At 62.1% G+C, this 16,582-nt stretch carries 14 protein-coding genes; 11 read left to right on the forward strand and 3 right to left on the reverse strand.

Annotated elements, in window-relative coordinates:
• The first annotated feature begins 116 nt into the window (after positions 1-116).
• The 7 genes from lptF (at position 117) to PHAMO_RS03295 (ending at position 9,919) form a co-directional block, all read left to right on the forward strand.
• Positions 117-1,238, forward strand: a complete 1,122-nt coding sequence (lptF, locus tag PHAMO_RS03265) for an LPS export ABC transporter permease LptF (protein WP_002726415.1) — start codon at positions 117-119, stop codon at positions 1,236-1,238.
• Positions 1,172-3,895: an LPS assembly protein LptD gene (lptD, locus tag PHAMO_RS03270; protein ID WP_235720779.1), complete on the forward strand. Its 2,724-nt coding sequence runs from the start codon at positions 1,172-1,174 to the stop codon at positions 3,893-3,895. Before lptF ends, lptD begins: the two co-directional genes overlap by 67 nt.
• Positions 3,896-3,918: 23 nt before the next feature.
• Complete coding sequence (locus tag PHAMO_RS03275; protein WP_081504446.1) at positions 3,919-5,196, forward strand: peptidylprolyl isomerase; 1,278 nt, start codon at positions 3,919-3,921, stop codon at positions 5,194-5,196.
• Positions 5,197-5,204: 8 nt separating this feature from the next.
• Complete coding sequence (pdxA, locus tag PHAMO_RS03280) at positions 5,205-6,221, forward strand: 4-hydroxythreonine-4-phosphate dehydrogenase PdxA (protein WP_002726421.1); 1,017 nt, start codon at positions 5,205-5,207, stop codon at positions 6,219-6,221.
• A complete protein-coding gene (gene rsmA, locus PHAMO_RS03285; RefSeq protein ID WP_002726423.1) occupies positions 6,214-7,053 on the forward strand; it encodes a 16S rRNA (adenine(1518)-N(6)/adenine(1519)-N(6))-dimethyltransferase RsmA in 840 nt (279 codons plus the stop codon). The genes pdxA and rsmA overlap by 8 nt, the downstream gene beginning before the upstream one ends.
• 32 nt (positions 7,054-7,085) lie before the next feature.
• Positions 7,086-8,225 (forward strand): hypothetical protein, encoded by a 1,140-nt coding sequence (locus PHAMO_RS18300; RefSeq protein WP_002726425.1) that lies wholly within the window; start codon positions 7,086-7,088, stop codon positions 8,223-8,225.
• A gap of 275 nt (positions 8,226-8,500) precedes the next feature.
• Positions 8,501-9,919, forward strand: a complete 1,419-nt coding sequence (locus PHAMO_RS03295; protein WP_002726434.1) for a methyl-accepting chemotaxis protein — start codon at positions 8,501-8,503, stop codon at positions 9,917-9,919.
• A 51-nt stretch (positions 9,920-9,970) separates the two neighbouring features.
• Here the strand turns inward: PHAMO_RS03295 and alaS are convergent, their stop codons facing one another.
• Positions 9,971-12,613 (reverse strand): alanine--tRNA ligase, encoded by a 2,643-nt coding sequence (gene alaS, locus PHAMO_RS03300; protein WP_002726436.1) that lies wholly within the window; start codon positions 12,611-12,613, stop codon positions 9,971-9,973.
• Positions 12,614-12,739: 126 nt separating this feature from the next.
• On the opposite strand from alaS, the gene PHAMO_RS03305 reads away from it, so the two are divergent.
• Complete coding sequence (locus PHAMO_RS03305) at positions 12,740-13,336, forward strand: thermonuclease family protein (RefSeq protein ID WP_002726438.1); 597 nt, start codon at positions 12,740-12,742, stop codon at positions 13,334-13,336.
• A gap of 77 nt (positions 13,337-13,413) precedes the next feature.
• Here PHAMO_RS03305 and htpX read toward each other — a convergent pair whose 3' ends face one another.
• Positions 13,414-14,343: a zinc metalloprotease HtpX gene (gene htpX / locus PHAMO_RS03310; protein WP_002726440.1), complete on the reverse strand. Its 930-nt coding sequence runs from the start codon at positions 14,341-14,343 to the stop codon at positions 13,414-13,416.
• 152 nt (positions 14,344-14,495) lie between these two features.
• On the opposite strand from htpX, the gene PHAMO_RS03315 reads away from it, so the two are divergent.
• The 3 genes from PHAMO_RS03315 to PHAMO_RS03325 all read left to right on the forward strand — a co-directional run bounded on the left by PHAMO_RS03315 (position 14,496) and on the right by PHAMO_RS03325 (position 16,144).
• Positions 14,496-14,825, forward strand: coding sequence for a hypothetical protein (locus PHAMO_RS03315; protein WP_155801521.1), 330 nt, complete (start codon positions 14,496-14,498; stop codon positions 14,823-14,825).
• Positions 14,822-15,634, forward strand: a complete 813-nt coding sequence (locus tag PHAMO_RS03320) for an alpha/beta hydrolase (protein ID WP_002726444.1) — start codon at positions 14,822-14,824, stop codon at positions 15,632-15,634. The genes PHAMO_RS03315 and PHAMO_RS03320 overlap by 4 nt, the downstream gene beginning before the upstream one ends.
• A 90-nt stretch (positions 15,635-15,724) precedes the next feature.
• Entirely contained in the window at positions 15,725-16,144 is a 420-nt protein-coding gene (locus PHAMO_RS03325; RefSeq protein WP_002726446.1) for a hypothetical protein, read from the forward strand.
• A 21-nt stretch (positions 16,145-16,165) separates the two neighbouring features.
• Here PHAMO_RS03325 and PHAMO_RS03330 read toward each other — a convergent pair whose 3' ends face one another.
• Complete coding sequence (locus PHAMO_RS03330) at positions 16,166-16,582, reverse strand: NUDIX hydrolase (RefSeq protein WP_002726450.1); 417 nt, start codon at positions 16,580-16,582, stop codon at positions 16,166-16,168.

The raw sequence follows: 16,582 nt of genomic DNA on the forward strand, positions 1-16,582 counted from the left end.
GCTTCAGCGCTGAACCGCTCTTTCGAAAGGACGTCGATATAGGCTGAAGGTCAACGTTCCCGAAACCGAACAGTTTCGCTGTTCGACATCGCGGGGGATGTCTATAATCCCCCGCGATGTCGGGAATTACACGCTACGTGCTGCGCCAATTGGTGGTGGGGATGCTATTCGTCTCCATTGCGCTGGCGTGCATCCTATGGCTCACGCAGTCGCTACGCTTCATCGAGATGATCGTCAACAAAGGGCTGTCGGTCTTCACCTTCTTGAAGCTAACCTTATTATTGATGCCCGGTTTCCTGGTGGTAATCGTCCCCGTCGCCCTGTTCGCGGTGGTGCTGTTCACCTATAACCGGCTGATCGCCGACCGGGAGTTGGTGGTCTTGCGAGCCGCCGGGCTCAGTCATGTCGCGTTGGCACGCCCGGCCCTGTTTCTGGCCGGGTTCGTCACCGTCATCGGCTATCTGCTGACCTGCTGGCTGATCCCGCTGACAGTCCGCGACTTCCACGAGATGCAGTGGACGATCCGTAACGACATCGGCACCGTGCTGTTGCAGGAAGGGGCCTTCAACAAGTTCGGCGACGGACTGACAATCTATGTCCGCGCCCGCTCTGCTTCCGGCGAATTATCGGGAATCCTGGTCCATGATACCCGCAACCCGCGCCACGCCGTGACAATGATGGCCGAACGGGGCGCGTTGGTGATGACGGAAAATGGCCCTCGGGTCCTGATGATCAACGGTAACCGACAGGAAGCTCCGTCGGGAACCGGCCGCTTATCATTGTTGCACTTCGACAGCTACACCGTTGATTTCGCGTCTGCCTCCGGGGCCAAGGGCGACCGGTTCCGCGATGCGCGCGAACGCGGCATGGGCGAATTGTTCAGCATTGATGAGAGCGAAATCGGGACCAACGAATACCGTCGCTTCCGGGTTGAGCTGCATTCACGGCTGACATCGCCACTCTACCCGCTGGGTTTCGCTCTGATTGCCGCCTCCGTATTGCTGACCTCGGGCTTCGACCGTCGGGGGCAGATCCGGCCAATCCTGACGGCCATTGCCCTGATGATCGCGGTCCAAGCGGCAGCGCTGGGGGCGATCAACCTCGCTACCGGCAATCTCATCTTCACCCCGGCCATCTATATTGTGGTATTGCTGCCGATCGCTCTGGGATCGTGGGTTCTGGTCCGACCACCTTGGCCGCGCCATCGCCGCCCCGCCCACGCCGCCAATTCCGCCTGACTCCGGCAGAGATCTTCGTGACTGTTCCGCGCCCCAAACTGTTGTTAACCCTCCTCGCCTCCTCGACGGCGGTGGCTGGTGTCGCCTATGCCGATCCGTCGTCTACCCAGACTTATACCGAGGTCGGCTCGTGGGGGCAGGCTTGGGGGGACAACGACCCGATGCCGATGGGGCCACCCCCGGCCCGCCAGAGCGAAGTACCGCCTCCCACCACCCAAGCTCCTGCCGACACATCGAACAGGCATAAGAGTTCTTATTCCGAAGTTGGCTCGTGGGGACAGGCTTGGGACGCAAGCGAAACTGTCGTCACACCGAGAACCGAGACGGTGCCCTCCCCGGTCGTGTCCGTTCCTGCCGAGTCGATGCCGATTGCGACGCCCGCACCGATTCCAGCGTCGGCACCGATTGCGGCGACACCAGAGACTCCACCCGAATCGGTTTCCGCTCCAGCGGCAACGATCGCCGCCGAGCCGCCAATGCCGTCCGTGTCCACGGTGCGACGCCCGCCGCGTATCCTTCCTAAACCGGTGATCAAGGCCGACGAGCGCGAAGCCGGGGCCAACCCTCCGGTGAACCTGGAAGCCGACCAGATCATCTACGACCGCGAGTACGATATCGTTACCGCGCGCGGCAGAGTCGAGCTGATCCAAAATAACCGCACCATCACCGCCGACACCCTGACCTACAATCTGAAGCAAGATCTGATGGGCGCGTCAGGCCATGTGGTTCTGACCGAACCAACCGGCGAAGTGACTAACGCCGATTACTTCGAACTGACCGGCGACATGAAGAACGGCGTCGCCCGTGATATCCGAGTCCTCCTATCGGACGATTCGCAGATGTCGGCGCAAACGGCACGGCGGAGCGGCGGCGACCGTACCGATCTCCACGACGCCATCTACACCGCATGCGAACCTTGCCGGAAACATCCCGAGCGGACCCCGCTGTGGCAGGCCAAGGCCGATCGGATCACCCACAATCAGGCCGAAGCCCAAATCGAATATCGCGACGCCTGGATCGAGCTGGCTGGTATTCCGGTCGCTTATACGCCCTATTTGTCGCATCCAGACCCGACGGTGCGGCGCAAGTCGGGCTTCCTCACCCCCAGCCCCAGCACGAACAGCACGCTGGGGCCATCCCTCTCATTGCCCTATTTCTTCGTGATGTCGGAGAACGAGGATCTGACCCTAACGCCGCGCTTCCTGCTGGAAAAGGCCAAGGGATCCGACATCAACGACATCGCGTCGAGCGCGATGCAGCAGCTTCAGCTTTCGGCCGAACACCGCTGGCGTGGCGTCAGCGGCGAATCGCGGACGCGAGCCAGCATCACCGCCGACCGCAATACCGGCGACCCGCGCGGTCACATCGATGCCAAAGGGTTGTTCGACCTGGACGAAACCTGGCGGGCCGGATGGCAGGTCCAGTATCAGTCCGACCAGAACTACCGGAACCTGTATAAAGTCCGGATGGACAATGATCGTCCGTGGCTGCTGACCTCCCCCTATGTCGAAGGGTTCGGCCGCCGCAGTTATGCCCTGGCAGAAACGATGTCGTTCCAGGGGCCGCAGGTGATCAACGACGGCAACAAGGCCACGGTCGTACTGCCGCACATCTCCCATAGTCTGGTCAGCCAACCCGGATGGAACGGAAGCTACTGGACCGTTGACAGCGACATGCTGGTCTACACCCGCACGCACGGGACCGAAGCGCAACGCCTGTCGCAGCGTACCGCCTGGAGCTTGCCCGTAATTACCCCGGACGGACAGGTCTTTACCTTGACGACTGGCCTGCGCGGCGATGCCTATAACGCCGATAACCTTTCATCTGGCGGCAGCGATACGACCGGACGAGCTCTTCCCGACGCATCGATACAATGGCGTTATCCGTTCAGCCGAACCGGCAAGACGATCAGTCAAGTGATCGAGCCGGTCGGAATGCTCGCGATCAGTCCGGTCGGCGGCAACAGCAACCGCATCCCCAACGAGGATTCGATCGATTTCGAGTTGGACGAGACCAACGTGCTGCGCCCCAACCGACTGGTCGGCCTCGATCGGGTTGAAGGCGGCCTACGCGGTGGCTATGGCCTGCGCTGGACCGCCTATCCCCAAATCGGGGGCAAGGTCGGACTTCAGGTGGCGCAGGGCTGGCGCCAGCATACCGACGACACCTTCCGGGCCGGAAGCGGCTTTACCGATTCGTTCTCGGACTACCTTGGCCGGGTGGAAATCGTGCCGGTAGGGATGATCTCCCTCACCGATCGCATTCGACTCGACAAAGATACCCTCAAGATCAATCGCAACGAAGCAACGCTCGGCGTCGGACCGCGCGCACTCCAGGGGTGGGTCACCTACGGGTTCCTCTCCCCCAGCAGCACGGAGAACGGGATCGTCTACACCCGCCGCCAATACGTGAACTATGGAGTTTCGAGCCAAGCAAGCCAGTATTGGACATCGAATTTCAACGTAAAAGAAGATCTTGAAAAAGACGGTGGCATCCTTAGCGTTGGATCAAAGATCGGTTATAACGATGAATGCTTTGCTTTGATTTTCAGCTTCAACCGATACTTTAGTACACAGCAGGATGTTTATTCAGGATACGATGCGATGATGACCGTCGTGTTAAAGACCCTGGGGGAAGCCTCGACCAGTCTGTTCTGATGAGCGGACGGTCACGGCAAACGATGTCAAAGGGGATCGCAGGAATGGTACTTGCTCGTTTCATCGCCCTGGTCATCGCCGGGCTGATGCTGTCGGCGGTCACGCCGACAGCGGCCGAAGAGGTCGATCGCATTGCCGCCGTGGTCAATGACGACATCATTTCAATTCGTGATCTCGACGCACGGGTCAGGCTGGCTCTGGTGGTTTCGAATCTGCCTGATTCGTTAGAGAATCGCCGCCGCCTGTTGCCCCAGGTGATGCGCAAGATGATCGACGAGCACCTTCAGATGCAAGAGGCGGCCCGCGTCAAAATCCAAGTCAGTTCAGAGGAATTAAACCGCGCCATCGCCTCGATCGAACGTCAGAACCGGATGAAGCCCGGCGAATTGCTCGCCCAATTGGGCAATGCCGGCGTCGATACCGATGCCGTGCGCGAACAAATCCGCGCCGATATCGCCTGGATGCGGGTGGTGGGACGTCTGCTCCAACCCACCGTCAGGGTTGGCGAGGAGGAAATCACCGAACGCCTGGAAAACATCCGTCAGCAAATCGGGCATCCCGAATACATGCTGGCTGAGATTGTCCTTCCGGTCGATACGCCTGTGCAGGAAGAGGAAGCGCGCCGTCTGGGCGAACGTCTGCTCGATCAGATCAAGGCCGGCGCGCCGTTCCAGGCCCTGGCCCGCCAGTTCTCGCAAAGCAGCAGCGCCGCCAATGGCGGCATGCTCGGTTGGATTGGCGAAGCCTCGCTCGACGACGATTTGCGCGACCCGGTCGGCCAGTTGAATAAAGGACAGGTCAGCGGACTGATCCGGGGCAGCAGCGGCTATAGCATCGTTCTTGTCGTTGACCGCCGGATCACCGGCGCCACCGCCGAACCCGATATGATGACCCTGTTCCGTCTGGTTTTCCCCGCCCCCTCGGGCAAGGCACCGCCGCGTGACCAGATGGTGGCCAAGGCCACCTCAATGACCGCCACGGCCAAGGATTGCGACACGATTGAAGATTTGTCGAATGAACTCAATTCATCCAAATCCGGTCGATTGGACAATGTTCGTCCGTCCAGCTTGCCGCCAGAGGTCGCCAAGGCCATCAATGGGCTTCCGGTCGGCCGGGCCAGCGCTCCGATCGACACGCCCGATGGCTTGGCCGTCTTTATGATTTGTTCAGGCGGCGGTACTGCCGGACTGCCTAGCCGCAGTCAGCTACGCCGCCAGATCGAAGACGAACGGGTCGAGTTGCTGGCGCGTCGTCACATCCGCGACCTGCGTCGTGCCGCCTTCGTCGATTTCCGGCTGTAAGTGATTCAATGACACACACATCTCCTCCTCTCGCCCTGACCATGGGCGAACCGGCTGGCATCGGCGGCGATATCGCCCTGGCCGCCTGGGTCCGCCGCGCCGAAGGCGTGCCCCCTTTCGTGATGATCGATAATCCCGAGCGATTGACCCGACTGGCGGCACGACTGGGGCTGGACGTGACGGTGCGCCCCGTTGCCTCAGCCTCCGAGGCGACCGACCTGTTCCCACACGCCCTGCCAGTCTTGCCGCTGCCATTACCCCACCCCGTCGAACCTGGATTCCCCAATTCAGCCAACGCAGTAACCGTCGCCGCCGCGATTGAGCGGGCGGTACGGCTGGCCCTGAGCGGCGAAGTCGCGGGTATCGTCACCAACCCGATTCATAAGAAGGTGATGTATCAGGGCGGGTTCCGTTATCCCGGCCACACCGAGTTCCTGGCGGCGCTGGCCAAGCCCCTGGCTGGGCGCGAAGTCATGATGTTGACCTGCCCTGGTTTACGTGTGGTTCCGGTCTCGATTCATGTCGCCCTGGCCCAGGCGGTGACGACCCTGAGCATCGAGGCGATCGTCGCCGTTGGAACCGTGACCGCCCAAGCCCTGACGCGCGATTTCGGCATCGCCTCGCCCCGCTTGGCCGTTGCGGGACTGAATCCTCACGCGGGTGAGGGGGGAACGATGGGACGAGAAGATATCGATATCGTCGCCCCAGCCGTCGAGCGTCTGCGACAGTCCGGGATCGACGCTATCGGCCCGTTGCCCGCCGATACTCTGTTCCACGAACGGGCCAGACGGGGATATGACGCGGCGCTGTGCATGTATCACGATCAGGCTCTGATCCCGCTGAAAACGATCGGCTTTGACCGTGGAGTCAATATCACCCTGGGTCTGCCGGTGGTGAGAACCTCCCCCGATCACGGCACCGCCTTCGATCTGGCCGGAAGCGGCCGAGCCGGAGCCGACAGCCTGATCGCCGCCCTTAAGAGCGCCGCAGAGATTGCCGCCAACCGCGCCCGCTCGCATGTCTGATCTCCCCCCCCTGCGTGAGGTGATCGCCCGCCATGGCCTGGACGCGCGCAAGTCGCTGGGTCAGCACTTTCTATTCGATCTCAATCTGACCGGACGGATTGCGAGGGCAGCCGGAGACCTTTCGGTCGGTACGGTGATCGAGATCGGTCCCGGCCCTGGCGGCCTGACCCGCGCCTTGCTGGATGCCGGAGCGCGACAGGTGATCGCGATCGAACGCGATGACCGCGCCATCGCGATTCAGGATGAAATCGCCGCCGCCTATCCCGGACGGCTTCAGATCATCGCTGCCGACGCACTGGAAATAGATGCGGCGACCCTGGGGGAAACGCCGCGCCGGATTGTCGCCAATCTGCCCTATAATATCTCAACCGTCTTGCTGCTCGCCTGGCTACGCCGGGCCGAGGCGTTCGAGCGGATGGTTCTGATGTTCCAAAAAGAGGTGGTTGACCGCCTCGCCGCCGCGCCGGGATCGTCCCAGTATGGGCGATTGTCGGTGATTACCCAGTGGCTGTGCGAGGTCAGGCCCCTGTTCAACGTCGATCGGCGCGCCTTCACCCCACCTCCCACAGTGACATCGACGGTCGCCGAGATCATCCCCCGCCCCGCCCCACTGGCACCGGCCCGGTTCGAGACAATGGAGCGGGTTACCGCGGCGGCATTCGGCCAGCGGCGCAAGATGCTGCGATCAAGCCTGAAAGCGCTGGGAAACGCTGAAGCGCTGATCGCGGCCGCCGGTCTTGACCCGACCCAGCGGGCAGAGACGGTTCCGGTGGAAGGATTTTGCGCACTGGCCCGCGCCGTCGAGGCCGCGTCCGGGTCCGATCGGTTGTAGCGTCGAACGTCTCCTTAGCTTAGGCTGAGGCCATGCAGGAACACATCGCCCCCCCGCAGAACGCTTCCACGGCCACCGGAGAGGAAACGGTTCGGCCGCCCGAGGCGTTCGCCGCTCTGCTCGACCAGGTTCTGGCCGGCCTGCCCGAGCCGGAACCCGACGCCAAGCCGGAATCGCTCCCGGACCCGCCGCCGCCGATCCCCTCGGTCCTCACCGTTAACGACCAGTCGCTGCACGACCGCCGTCATCCCAGCATGCTGGAGCGGCTGTTCGGACGCCGCCGCACGGGACATGCCCAGTTGCCACCCAACATTCTAATGGGCGACGATGAGGCGGAACACCAACTTCACGACGAACAGAGCGCAGTTCTTTTGCGACAGGTTCAGACGATCTGGCAGACGCAGGACTCAACTCCGATGCCAGTCCCCGTGTCCAATATGACATCCTCTCCCGCCGCCGTCCCCGGCAGCGTTCATGATCGTGACGAGCTGATTCGCCGGATCGAGGCGGCAACCCCGGATGGAATGGGAACACTGGAAATACCGGAGCGGCAGGATGCGCTGGAGGCTCTGCTGGCGACACCTCCCAACGATTTCTTCGCTCAGGATCTTCTGCGGGCATGCTGGCCCAAGCGCGGCGTCACCAGCCGGGGCGCCCTGGCGGTCGCGCTGAACCTGTCATCCTCTTTCGGCCGGACGGGGCGCTTCCCGCTGGCATCGGTCCAGGCATGGCGCTTGCTTGATCCAATCGTGTTCCGCGAAGCATTGTCGCAGCAACTTACCGCCATTTCCGATCTCATCTTGAACGGCCAAAAGCCGAATGCGCCCGCATTGACCCTTGAACATGGCGAGATCGAGCTGATCGAATATCTGTTCGAAACGCTGGAGCCGGGAGAAACGCCCGAGTTGCTCGCCTCGGTGATGGAATTCAAGGGGCTGTCGGGCCGCCGCTTTGGATTGGTGCGACGGATTCCAACACGAGCCCGTCACCGCATCGACACAATCGATACGGCGCGGCGCGGCGCGTCTTTACCCAGTCTATTCCAATCGCGGAGGTTACTGCTGCACTTGTCCGATCACAGCAGCTTTTCCCCGCTGGCCGAGGCCGCTCTGCGTGCCTTGACCGAGATCGAGACACTGATCGAACAGGTGGCGAAGGAAACGGAACGATGAGCGGCTGGGGCTGTGTCCACGAAATCCAGGAACAATGTTCGCGATTGGGCAACCTCCCATGCGATCCCGGTATGAAAGGCTGCATCCTGGCCGGGCGGTTCCGCTTTTCCAATCCAGACAAAAACCGACGCCGCGACCCGGTCGAAAGAAATACACCCCCCCCTTCTCCTGCTCCCAAGGATTGACGGTCGACGCAGCGATAGCGTTAAGTCAAAAAACCCAACAAAGCGTCCGCCAGAGACGTCGGGATACACAACGAATAGGAAGGGGACGCGATGACAACGGAGGCTTGGACCGAAAACGGAGCTAATAATCCGGCGAAAGATCTTTTCGCCGCCGAAATCCTGCGCAAGATCGATGCCCTTAGCCTTGAGGTTGCCGATATCGCCGGGACCATGGACGGCTTAACCCGTTTCGTGACCCACCAGAAAGAGTTGTTCGACCATCTAAAATGTATCGCCCACACCATGGTCGAAACCATCGGCGCAATTGACGCCGCCGGGCGCGAAGCCCGCGCCGTCACCGAACGCGCCGGACGGGAATCGAGCGAATCGCTCCAAACGATCGATCAGGCTCTGACCGGCGTTAAAAGTCTCGTCGCTTCGGTCCAAGGGATTGAAGAACGGCTGGAGGGGTTGGAGGGCGCTCTGGGCAATGTCAGCTCAATGTCGCGCAACATTCAGAAAATCACCCGCCAGACCAATCTGCTGGCTTTGAACGCGACGATCGAGGCGGCGCGCGCTGGCGAGGCGGGCAAAGGTTTCGCCGTCGTCGCCAACGAGGTCAAGACCCTGGCCCGCCAGACCGCCGACGTTACCGATGGCATCGATGATACGGTGAAGAAGCTGTCCGGCTCTGTCACCGATTTGATTCAAAGCTCGACCAGCACCCTTCGGATGGCGGATTCGGTCGGGACCGGGGTTGGTGTCATCAACCACGCCGTCGCGATCTTCGGCGAGGCAATCGGCACCGTTGATAGTAAGGTCGGCGACATCTCGCGCTCGGCCACCGATTCCCTATCGCAATGCAGTGTGGTGATCGAGGAGATCGACCGTTTCTTCGAGGGTATCGCCCTGACCAGCGACAGCCTACGCCGCGCCGACAAACGCATCGCCTCGCTGCTCGGCAATTCCGAGGAATTGATGGGGTTCATCGCCAGTTCAGGCTTTCGCACCGACGACACCCCCTTCATCGAGCAGGCCCAGACCACTGCCCGCGCCGTCGCCCAAACCTTCGAAGCGGCGGTCGATTCGGGCCGCATCTCTCTCAACGACCTGTTCGACGAGGATTACCGCCCCGTCGCCGATACGAACCCGCAACAGGTTCTCACCCGCGCCACCGCCCTGACCGACGATGTGCTGCCCGCTTTACAGGAACCGGTACTGGCATTCGATCCCCGCGTTGCTTTTTGTGTTTCCATTGATCGCAACGGCTATATCCCGACCCACAATCTTAAGGTCTCGAAGCCCCAGGGCACCGATCCGGTGTGGAATAACGCCAATTGCCGGAACCGCCGTCTGTTCAACGACCGAACCGGCCTCCACGCCGGACAGAACACGGCACCGTTCCTGCTCCAGACCTACCGCCGCGACATGGGCGGCGGCACCTTTGTGATGATGAAGGACATCTCGGCCCCAATCTTCGTCAAAGGACGCCATTGGGGCGGGCTGCGGATTGGTTTCCGCATCGAATAGGCGCGTAAGGGAGGCCAATGGCCTCCCCCAGCAATAAAAAACAGCCCGACCCTATCCCGCCAGAGCGGCGGCAATCGCGTCGAGTGCCGCCTGGGCTTTGTCAGCATCGGGACCGCCGGCCTGAGCCATATCGGGACGGCCGCCGCCACCCTTGCCGCCCAGCGCTTCCGACCCGACACGGACCAGATCGACGGCGCTGAAGCGGGCGGTCAAATCATCGGTAACGGCAACCACCAGCGATGCTTTGCCATCGGCGGCTGAGGCGAGAGCAACCACTCCCGATCCGATCTGCTTCTTGATCTCGTCGGCCATCCCCTTCAGATCCTTGGCGGGAACGCTGTCAAGAACACGACCGGCATAGGTGATGCCTGCGATTGAGGTCGTGGCAGCACCCTGGCTTCCACCGGTGGCGAGTTGCTTGCGCACATCGGCCAACTCGCGTTCGAACTTGCGCCGCTCCTCGATCAGACTGGCGATGCGGGACGGCAAAGCGGCGGGAGCGACACGCAGGACATCGGCCGCACGGTGCAGCAATTCTTCCTGAGCCTGAGCCCAGGCGAGGAATGCCGGGCCAGTCACCGCCTCGATGCGGCGCACTCCGGCGGCGACGGCGCTTTCGCCGACCAGCTTGAAGCCACCGATATCACCAGTGCGGCGGACATGGGTACCGCCACACAATTCGACCGAATAGGCCGGGCCGGATTCGCCACCGCCCATCGCAACGACACGAACCTCGTCACCGTATTTCTCGCCGAACAAAGCCATCGCACCGGCCTTGATCGCCTCTTCCTGCCCCATCAGGGTGGTGGTGACCGAGGCGTTGCCGCGAATCTGGCGGTTTACCGCATCCTCAACGGCGCGGATTTCCTCCAACGACAAAGCCTTGGTGTGGGCGAAGTCAAAGCGAAGCCGGTCGGGACCAACCTGACTACCCTTCTGAGTGACATGCTCACCCAAAGCATCGCGCAGAGCGGCATGCAACAAGTGGGTGGCGGAATGGTGCCCCCGAGTCGCGGCGCGGCGTTCGGTATCGATCGCGAACGCGCCTTCGGCTCCAACCGCGACTGGACCACCCGCGACGATACCGAAATGAACAATCAGATCACCCAGCTTCTTCTGGGTATCGGTAACGGCGATCGTCGCCTTCGATCCGGCCAGCGTAATGGTACCGGAATCGCCAGCCTGACCGCCGGATTCGCCATAGAACGGAGACTGGTTGGCAATCACCGCGACACTGGCACCGACCGGCGCGGTCTCGACCGATTGCCCATCGACGACCAGGGCAACGATCTGGCCCTCGGCCTGTTCGGAATCATAGCCGAGGAACTCGCTCGCACCGACCTTCTCGCGCAATTCGAACCACAACGCCTCGGTCACCGCCTCACCCGAACCGGCCCAAGCCTTGCGGGCCTCAGCGCGCTGGCGCTCCATCGCGACGGCGAAACCATCGGTATCGACGCCGATCCCCTTCGCCTTCAGCGCATCCTGGGTCAAATCGAGCGGGAAGCCATAAGTGTCGTACAGCTTGAAGGCAACCTCACCCGCCAGTTCTGTGCCGCCGCCCAGACGCTGGGTTTCCTCTTCCAGCAGCTTCAGCCCCTTGTCGAGAGTGGTCTTGAAGCGGGTTTCCTCCAGCCGCAGGGTCTCGGTGACCAGAGCGTTGGCACGCAGCAATTCAGGGTAGGCCGCGCCCATCTGACGGGTCAAAGCTGGCACCAGCTTCCACAACATCGGCTCGGACGCCCCCATCAGGTGGGCGTGGCGCATCGCCCGGCGCATGATGCGACGCAGGACATAGCCGCGGCCTTCGTTCGAGGGCAGAACGCCGTCCGCGATCAAAAACGCGGACGAGCGCAGATGGTCGGCGACAACCCGATGCGAGATGCGGAACGGGCCGTCCGGGTCGGTGTTCGACGCCTCTGCCGACGCCACGATCAGCGAGCGCAGCAGATCGACGTCGTAATTGTCGTGCTTGCCCTGAAGCAGGGCCGCCAGACGCTCCAGCCCCATGCCGGTGTCGATGCTGGGCTTGGGCAGTGCCACGCGGGTCGCCTTATCGACCTGCTCGTACTGCATGAACACCAAATTCCAGATTTCGATGAAGCGATCGCCATCTTGATCGGCGCTGCCGGGCGGGCCACCCGCGATATGCTCGCCGTGATCGTAGAAGATTTCCGAGCACGGGCCGCATGGGCCGGTGTCGCCCATCGCCCAGAAATTGTCAGAGGTCGGGATACGAATAATACGAGAATCAGGCAGTCCGGCGATCTTCTTCCAATGGCCGAACGCTTCGTCGTCATCATGATAGACGGTGACCAGCAATCGGTCGGCGGGGATGCCGAATTCCTTGGTGATCAGAGTCCAGGCCAGATCGATCGCGTGATCCTTGAAGTAGTCTCCGAATGAAAAATTGCCCAACATCTCGAAAAAGGTATGGTGGCGGGCGGTATAGCCGACATTATCGAGATCGTTGTGCTTTCCCCCGGCGCGAACGCACTTCTGCGCGGTGGTGGCGCGGACGTAATCGCGCTTCTCGACCCCGGTGAAGACGTTCTTGAACTGCACCATCCCGGCATTGGTAAACATCAGGGTGGGGTCGTTGCGCGGAACCAGCGGACTCGACGGCACGACCGCATGGCCGTTCTTCTCAAAGAAACCGAGGAAAGTAGAGCGGATGTCGTTGGCGGTCTGCATGGCGGTCCTGAACAAAAGGGGCGGTGGCGAACGGCCGAGCCGGAATAAAGCCGGCCTTTTTACCCCGCGCCCATCCACCCTGTCCAGGATTTGGCGTCCCCGCTTCGACCGTGTTATGGTCGCGTCATGCGTGTCTGTCTTGCCATCGTCCTTACCATCGCCCTGGCCGTTCCCGTCTGGGCTGCTCCCGCGCCTCCCGCCTCTTCCCCAAATCAGACGGCGACGGCGGCACCGGCACCACCTCCTGCGGCGGCTCCCGCTCCCCCTGCACTGCCCCACTGCACCGAGGAAAGCGAGGGGGCGGCCTGCGTCTGGGGCCGGGTCGAAGGATTCGATGCCGGATCGGTACAAATGCACGGCCTGCCGATCGAGTTGGTCGGTGTCACCGTGCCCGGACGCAAGGATCTGTGCGGCAACCGCGTCAGCCGTGACGAATTCGATTGCGCCCGCCCCGCCCGCAAGAAGATGGCTGAACTGGTACGGGGCGGAGTTGCCTGCGACATCGTTGACGTCGCGGGTGGACAATTATGGGGGCGCTGTCACACCATCGACGGTGACCTTGGCCGGCTGCTGATCCTGGCCGGAGTCGCCCGCGCCGCCAAGGACGGCCCTTATGAGGAACCGCAGCTTCAGGCGATCACCGCCAAGCGGGGGCTGTGGGCGACCGAGATCATCCTCCCCCGCGATTGGGAAGCCGCCAAGCGCAAGGCCACCGATAACTAAAGCAATGTGCGCGTGATCCAGCGCACATTGCTTCGGAGAGCGACAGAACGACTCAGCCCTGCTCCCAACGGCTTCGATCAGCCCCAGGGACCACCGGACTTGCCACCACCCCAAGCCGAGCGGGCCGAACCCGTGGCAAACGCGCCGACCGGAGCGGACGCGGCCATGGCCTGCAATCGCTCGATCCGGCTCGCCATTGCCGGGTGAGTCGAAAACATCTGAGCCAGTCCCGCCCCAGTCAGCGGATTGACGACAAACAGATGCGCCGTGGCAGGATGTCCCTCGGCAACCGGATTGGCGATCGCGCCAGCGCCTTGCTCCAACCGCGCCAGCGCCGAAGCCAGCGCGAGCGGGTTGCCGCAGATCTCGGCACCGGCCGCATCGGCTTCGTATTCACGAGTGCGCGAGATCGCCATCTGGACCAGCATCGCCACCAGCGGAGCCAGGATCGCCATCAGGATAGTACCGACGGTGCCGAGCGGATTACCGCCCTCTTCGCCATTATCGCGATTGCCGCCGAAGAACATCCCGAAATTGGCCAACATCCCGATCGCCCCGGCCAGGGTGGCGGTGATGGTCATAATCAGGGTATCGCGGTTGCGAACATGGGCCAGTTCGTGGGCCATCACCCCTTCCAATTCCTCCGGCGTCAGCATCGCCAACAGGCCAGTCGTGGCGGCAACCGAGGCATGCTCGGGATCGCGTCCGGTGGCGAAGGCGTTGGGCTGGGGCTGGTCGATCACATAGACCGCAGGCATCGGCATTCCGGCACGGGCGGTCAGCCGCTCGACAATACCGACCAGAACAGGAGCGGTCGAACGATCCACCGGCTGGGCGGAATACATCGACAGCACCATCTTGTCGGAATTCCAATACGCGAACAGATTCATTCCGGCGGCGGCGAGGAGGGCGATCAAAAGACCGACCTTGCCTCCCAGCATCCAGCCAAGAACAAGGACAAAAGCGGTCAAGGCTGCAAGCAGCAGGGCGGTGCGGGTGTGGTTCATGATGACGGACCATCGGCTCGTTGCAAGGGCGGGAACAATTTGGGGCAAAATCCGCCAGATGCAAGCGGGGAGCCGCCAGTCCAGAGATGTTGCAGCGCACGGTCACGGGCCTCTATGATCACACCGAGACCAACTTTAAGGATTCCCGCGCAATGGTCACAGAAATCTACAGCTGCAAGGATGGCCAGGATCTGCGCGAAGGCAAGCTCGATTATTCCAGCGACATCGTTAACCGCGAAGAGGCTGATGCCGACGCCAGGCAACGCTGCCGAGCCGATCCGACCCTGCGCAAAGTCGCCTATTACGCGGTACGTGACGATGGAGGTTTTCGGATGATTCACGCTTATACCAATCCGAACTGGACACCGGCGGCCAAGCCCTCCCGCCACTTCGCTTCGTCTCCAAACCGTCGCCCCAAAGCGGCGGACAAGCCCACATCTCCCGGTCTGTTGGCCCGCCTTAGAAGCGTGCTCGGGCTGTGAGCGCCCCTCACCTGGAGTTGCTCCACGCCCTTCCCGCAACCGCGACGCCGGGACGGTTGCCTCTGTTGTTTGTCCATGGCTCGTATTGCGGAGCATGGGTGTGGGCCGAAACCTTCCTGCCCTATTTTGCCCGCGCTGGATTCGCCGCCTATGCCGTATCGTTGCGCGGCCATGGCGGGAGCGAGGGCGAACTCTCCCTGGCCACCCTGTCAGACTATGTGCAGGACGTCCGCGCCGCGATCGGTCACCTGGGTGGCCGCTGCATCCTGGTCGGACATTCGATGGGCGGGATCGTCGCCCAACATTGCCTCAGCGAGGGTAACGAGGTTGCCGCCCTGGTACTGATGTCCAGTGTGCCGCCATCGGGTCTGGCCAATTCCGCGCTGACCCTGATGATGTCGTCACCCGATCTGATGGTCCAATTCGGTCTGCTGCAAAGCCTGGGACCATCGGCAGTTTCGGGCGACGTGATCCGCCGGGCGATGCTGTCCGACGCCACGTCCGACGCTGAGGCCAACCGCCTGCTCTCCCGCTTCCAGACCGAATCGCACTGCATCAGTCTCGAATTGATGAGCCCACCGCCACCGCGTCGTCCCGTCCCTGCCCGCCCGGTGCTCGTGCTGGGCGGAACCAGCGACCCGATGATCCCCCCGTCCGACCTGCGGGAAAGCGCGACGTTCTACAATGCCGACCTTGAGATCCTCGACGGCGCACCGCACGGACTGATGCTGGATTCTGCATGGTGGCAACCCACCGCCGACCGCATTCTCGCCTGGCTGGCCGCCAAGGGATTCTCCGCTACGCACTGACGGGTCTATAAGTTCATCCTTCCATTTTGGTTAGCGGCTGGTTAGTGTGGAGATGGATAATTTTGTCTTCAGCTCGCCCCAGGTGGCGCAATGGCACTCAGCACGAAACAGGTCAGCGCGATTTCCGTGTCCGGCGTCGCGGCGGCAACAGCCCGCATCGGCTCTGGCGGACGGAATGTTGCGTCAACATCGCGCGAGGATGTCGAGCGGCTTGATTACGCTCACCAGACCGGCCTGGGCGACGAAACCTTTCTGCGCTACCAGCAAGAAGCAAACGTCAGCCCCGATGGCGGACGCCAGCGCGATCGTCAGAACCCCCCGCTGTGGCGTAGCGAGTTCAGCCGGTTTTTCCTCTCCGACTCCGCCATCGACGACGACGATTCGTCCAACTCGCTCCCGCCCCTGTTCCTCGATCAGGTTCTGCGCGGCATCGGCAGTTACGAACAAAGCATTCGGATCACCTCGCCCCATACCGTCCGCCCCGGCAGCGTGATGAATTATCTGTTCTGACGGCCGACTTTGAACACGATGCTATAAACGAGCCAAACGGGACACATTGACGCTGAAGCGTTCATCACCGTCCTTTAACTCGGCCCGGTCGATCCAGGCAATGGCGGCGGCATCGTCCCCAGCCACCGCCTCGCCCCCCTGCCAGGAACAGCGGACGACGTTGAGGACAAAGTGATAGCGGACCCGCCCAGCTTCATTGCGGTCGATCACGTCGAAAACGTCAATCACCGGCCCAGCCGTGGCGACCAGTCCGGTTTCTTCCCGCAACTCACGCAAGGCGGCATCGATCACCGTCTCGCCCAGCTCGATCAGCCCGCCGGGAAAGCCCCATTTGCCCCGGTCGGGTTCATGCGCGCGCAAAACCATCAAAAAACGGCCATCGCGTTCGAGTAGAGCCAGAACCCCTGGCAGCGGATGATCAGGATAAGACCTCGACAT

This window comes from Magnetospirillum molischianum DSM 120 (assembly GCF_000294655.1).
Lineage (GTDB): Bacteria > Pseudomonadota > Alphaproteobacteria > Rhodospirillales > Magnetospirillaceae > Phaeospirillum > Phaeospirillum molischianum.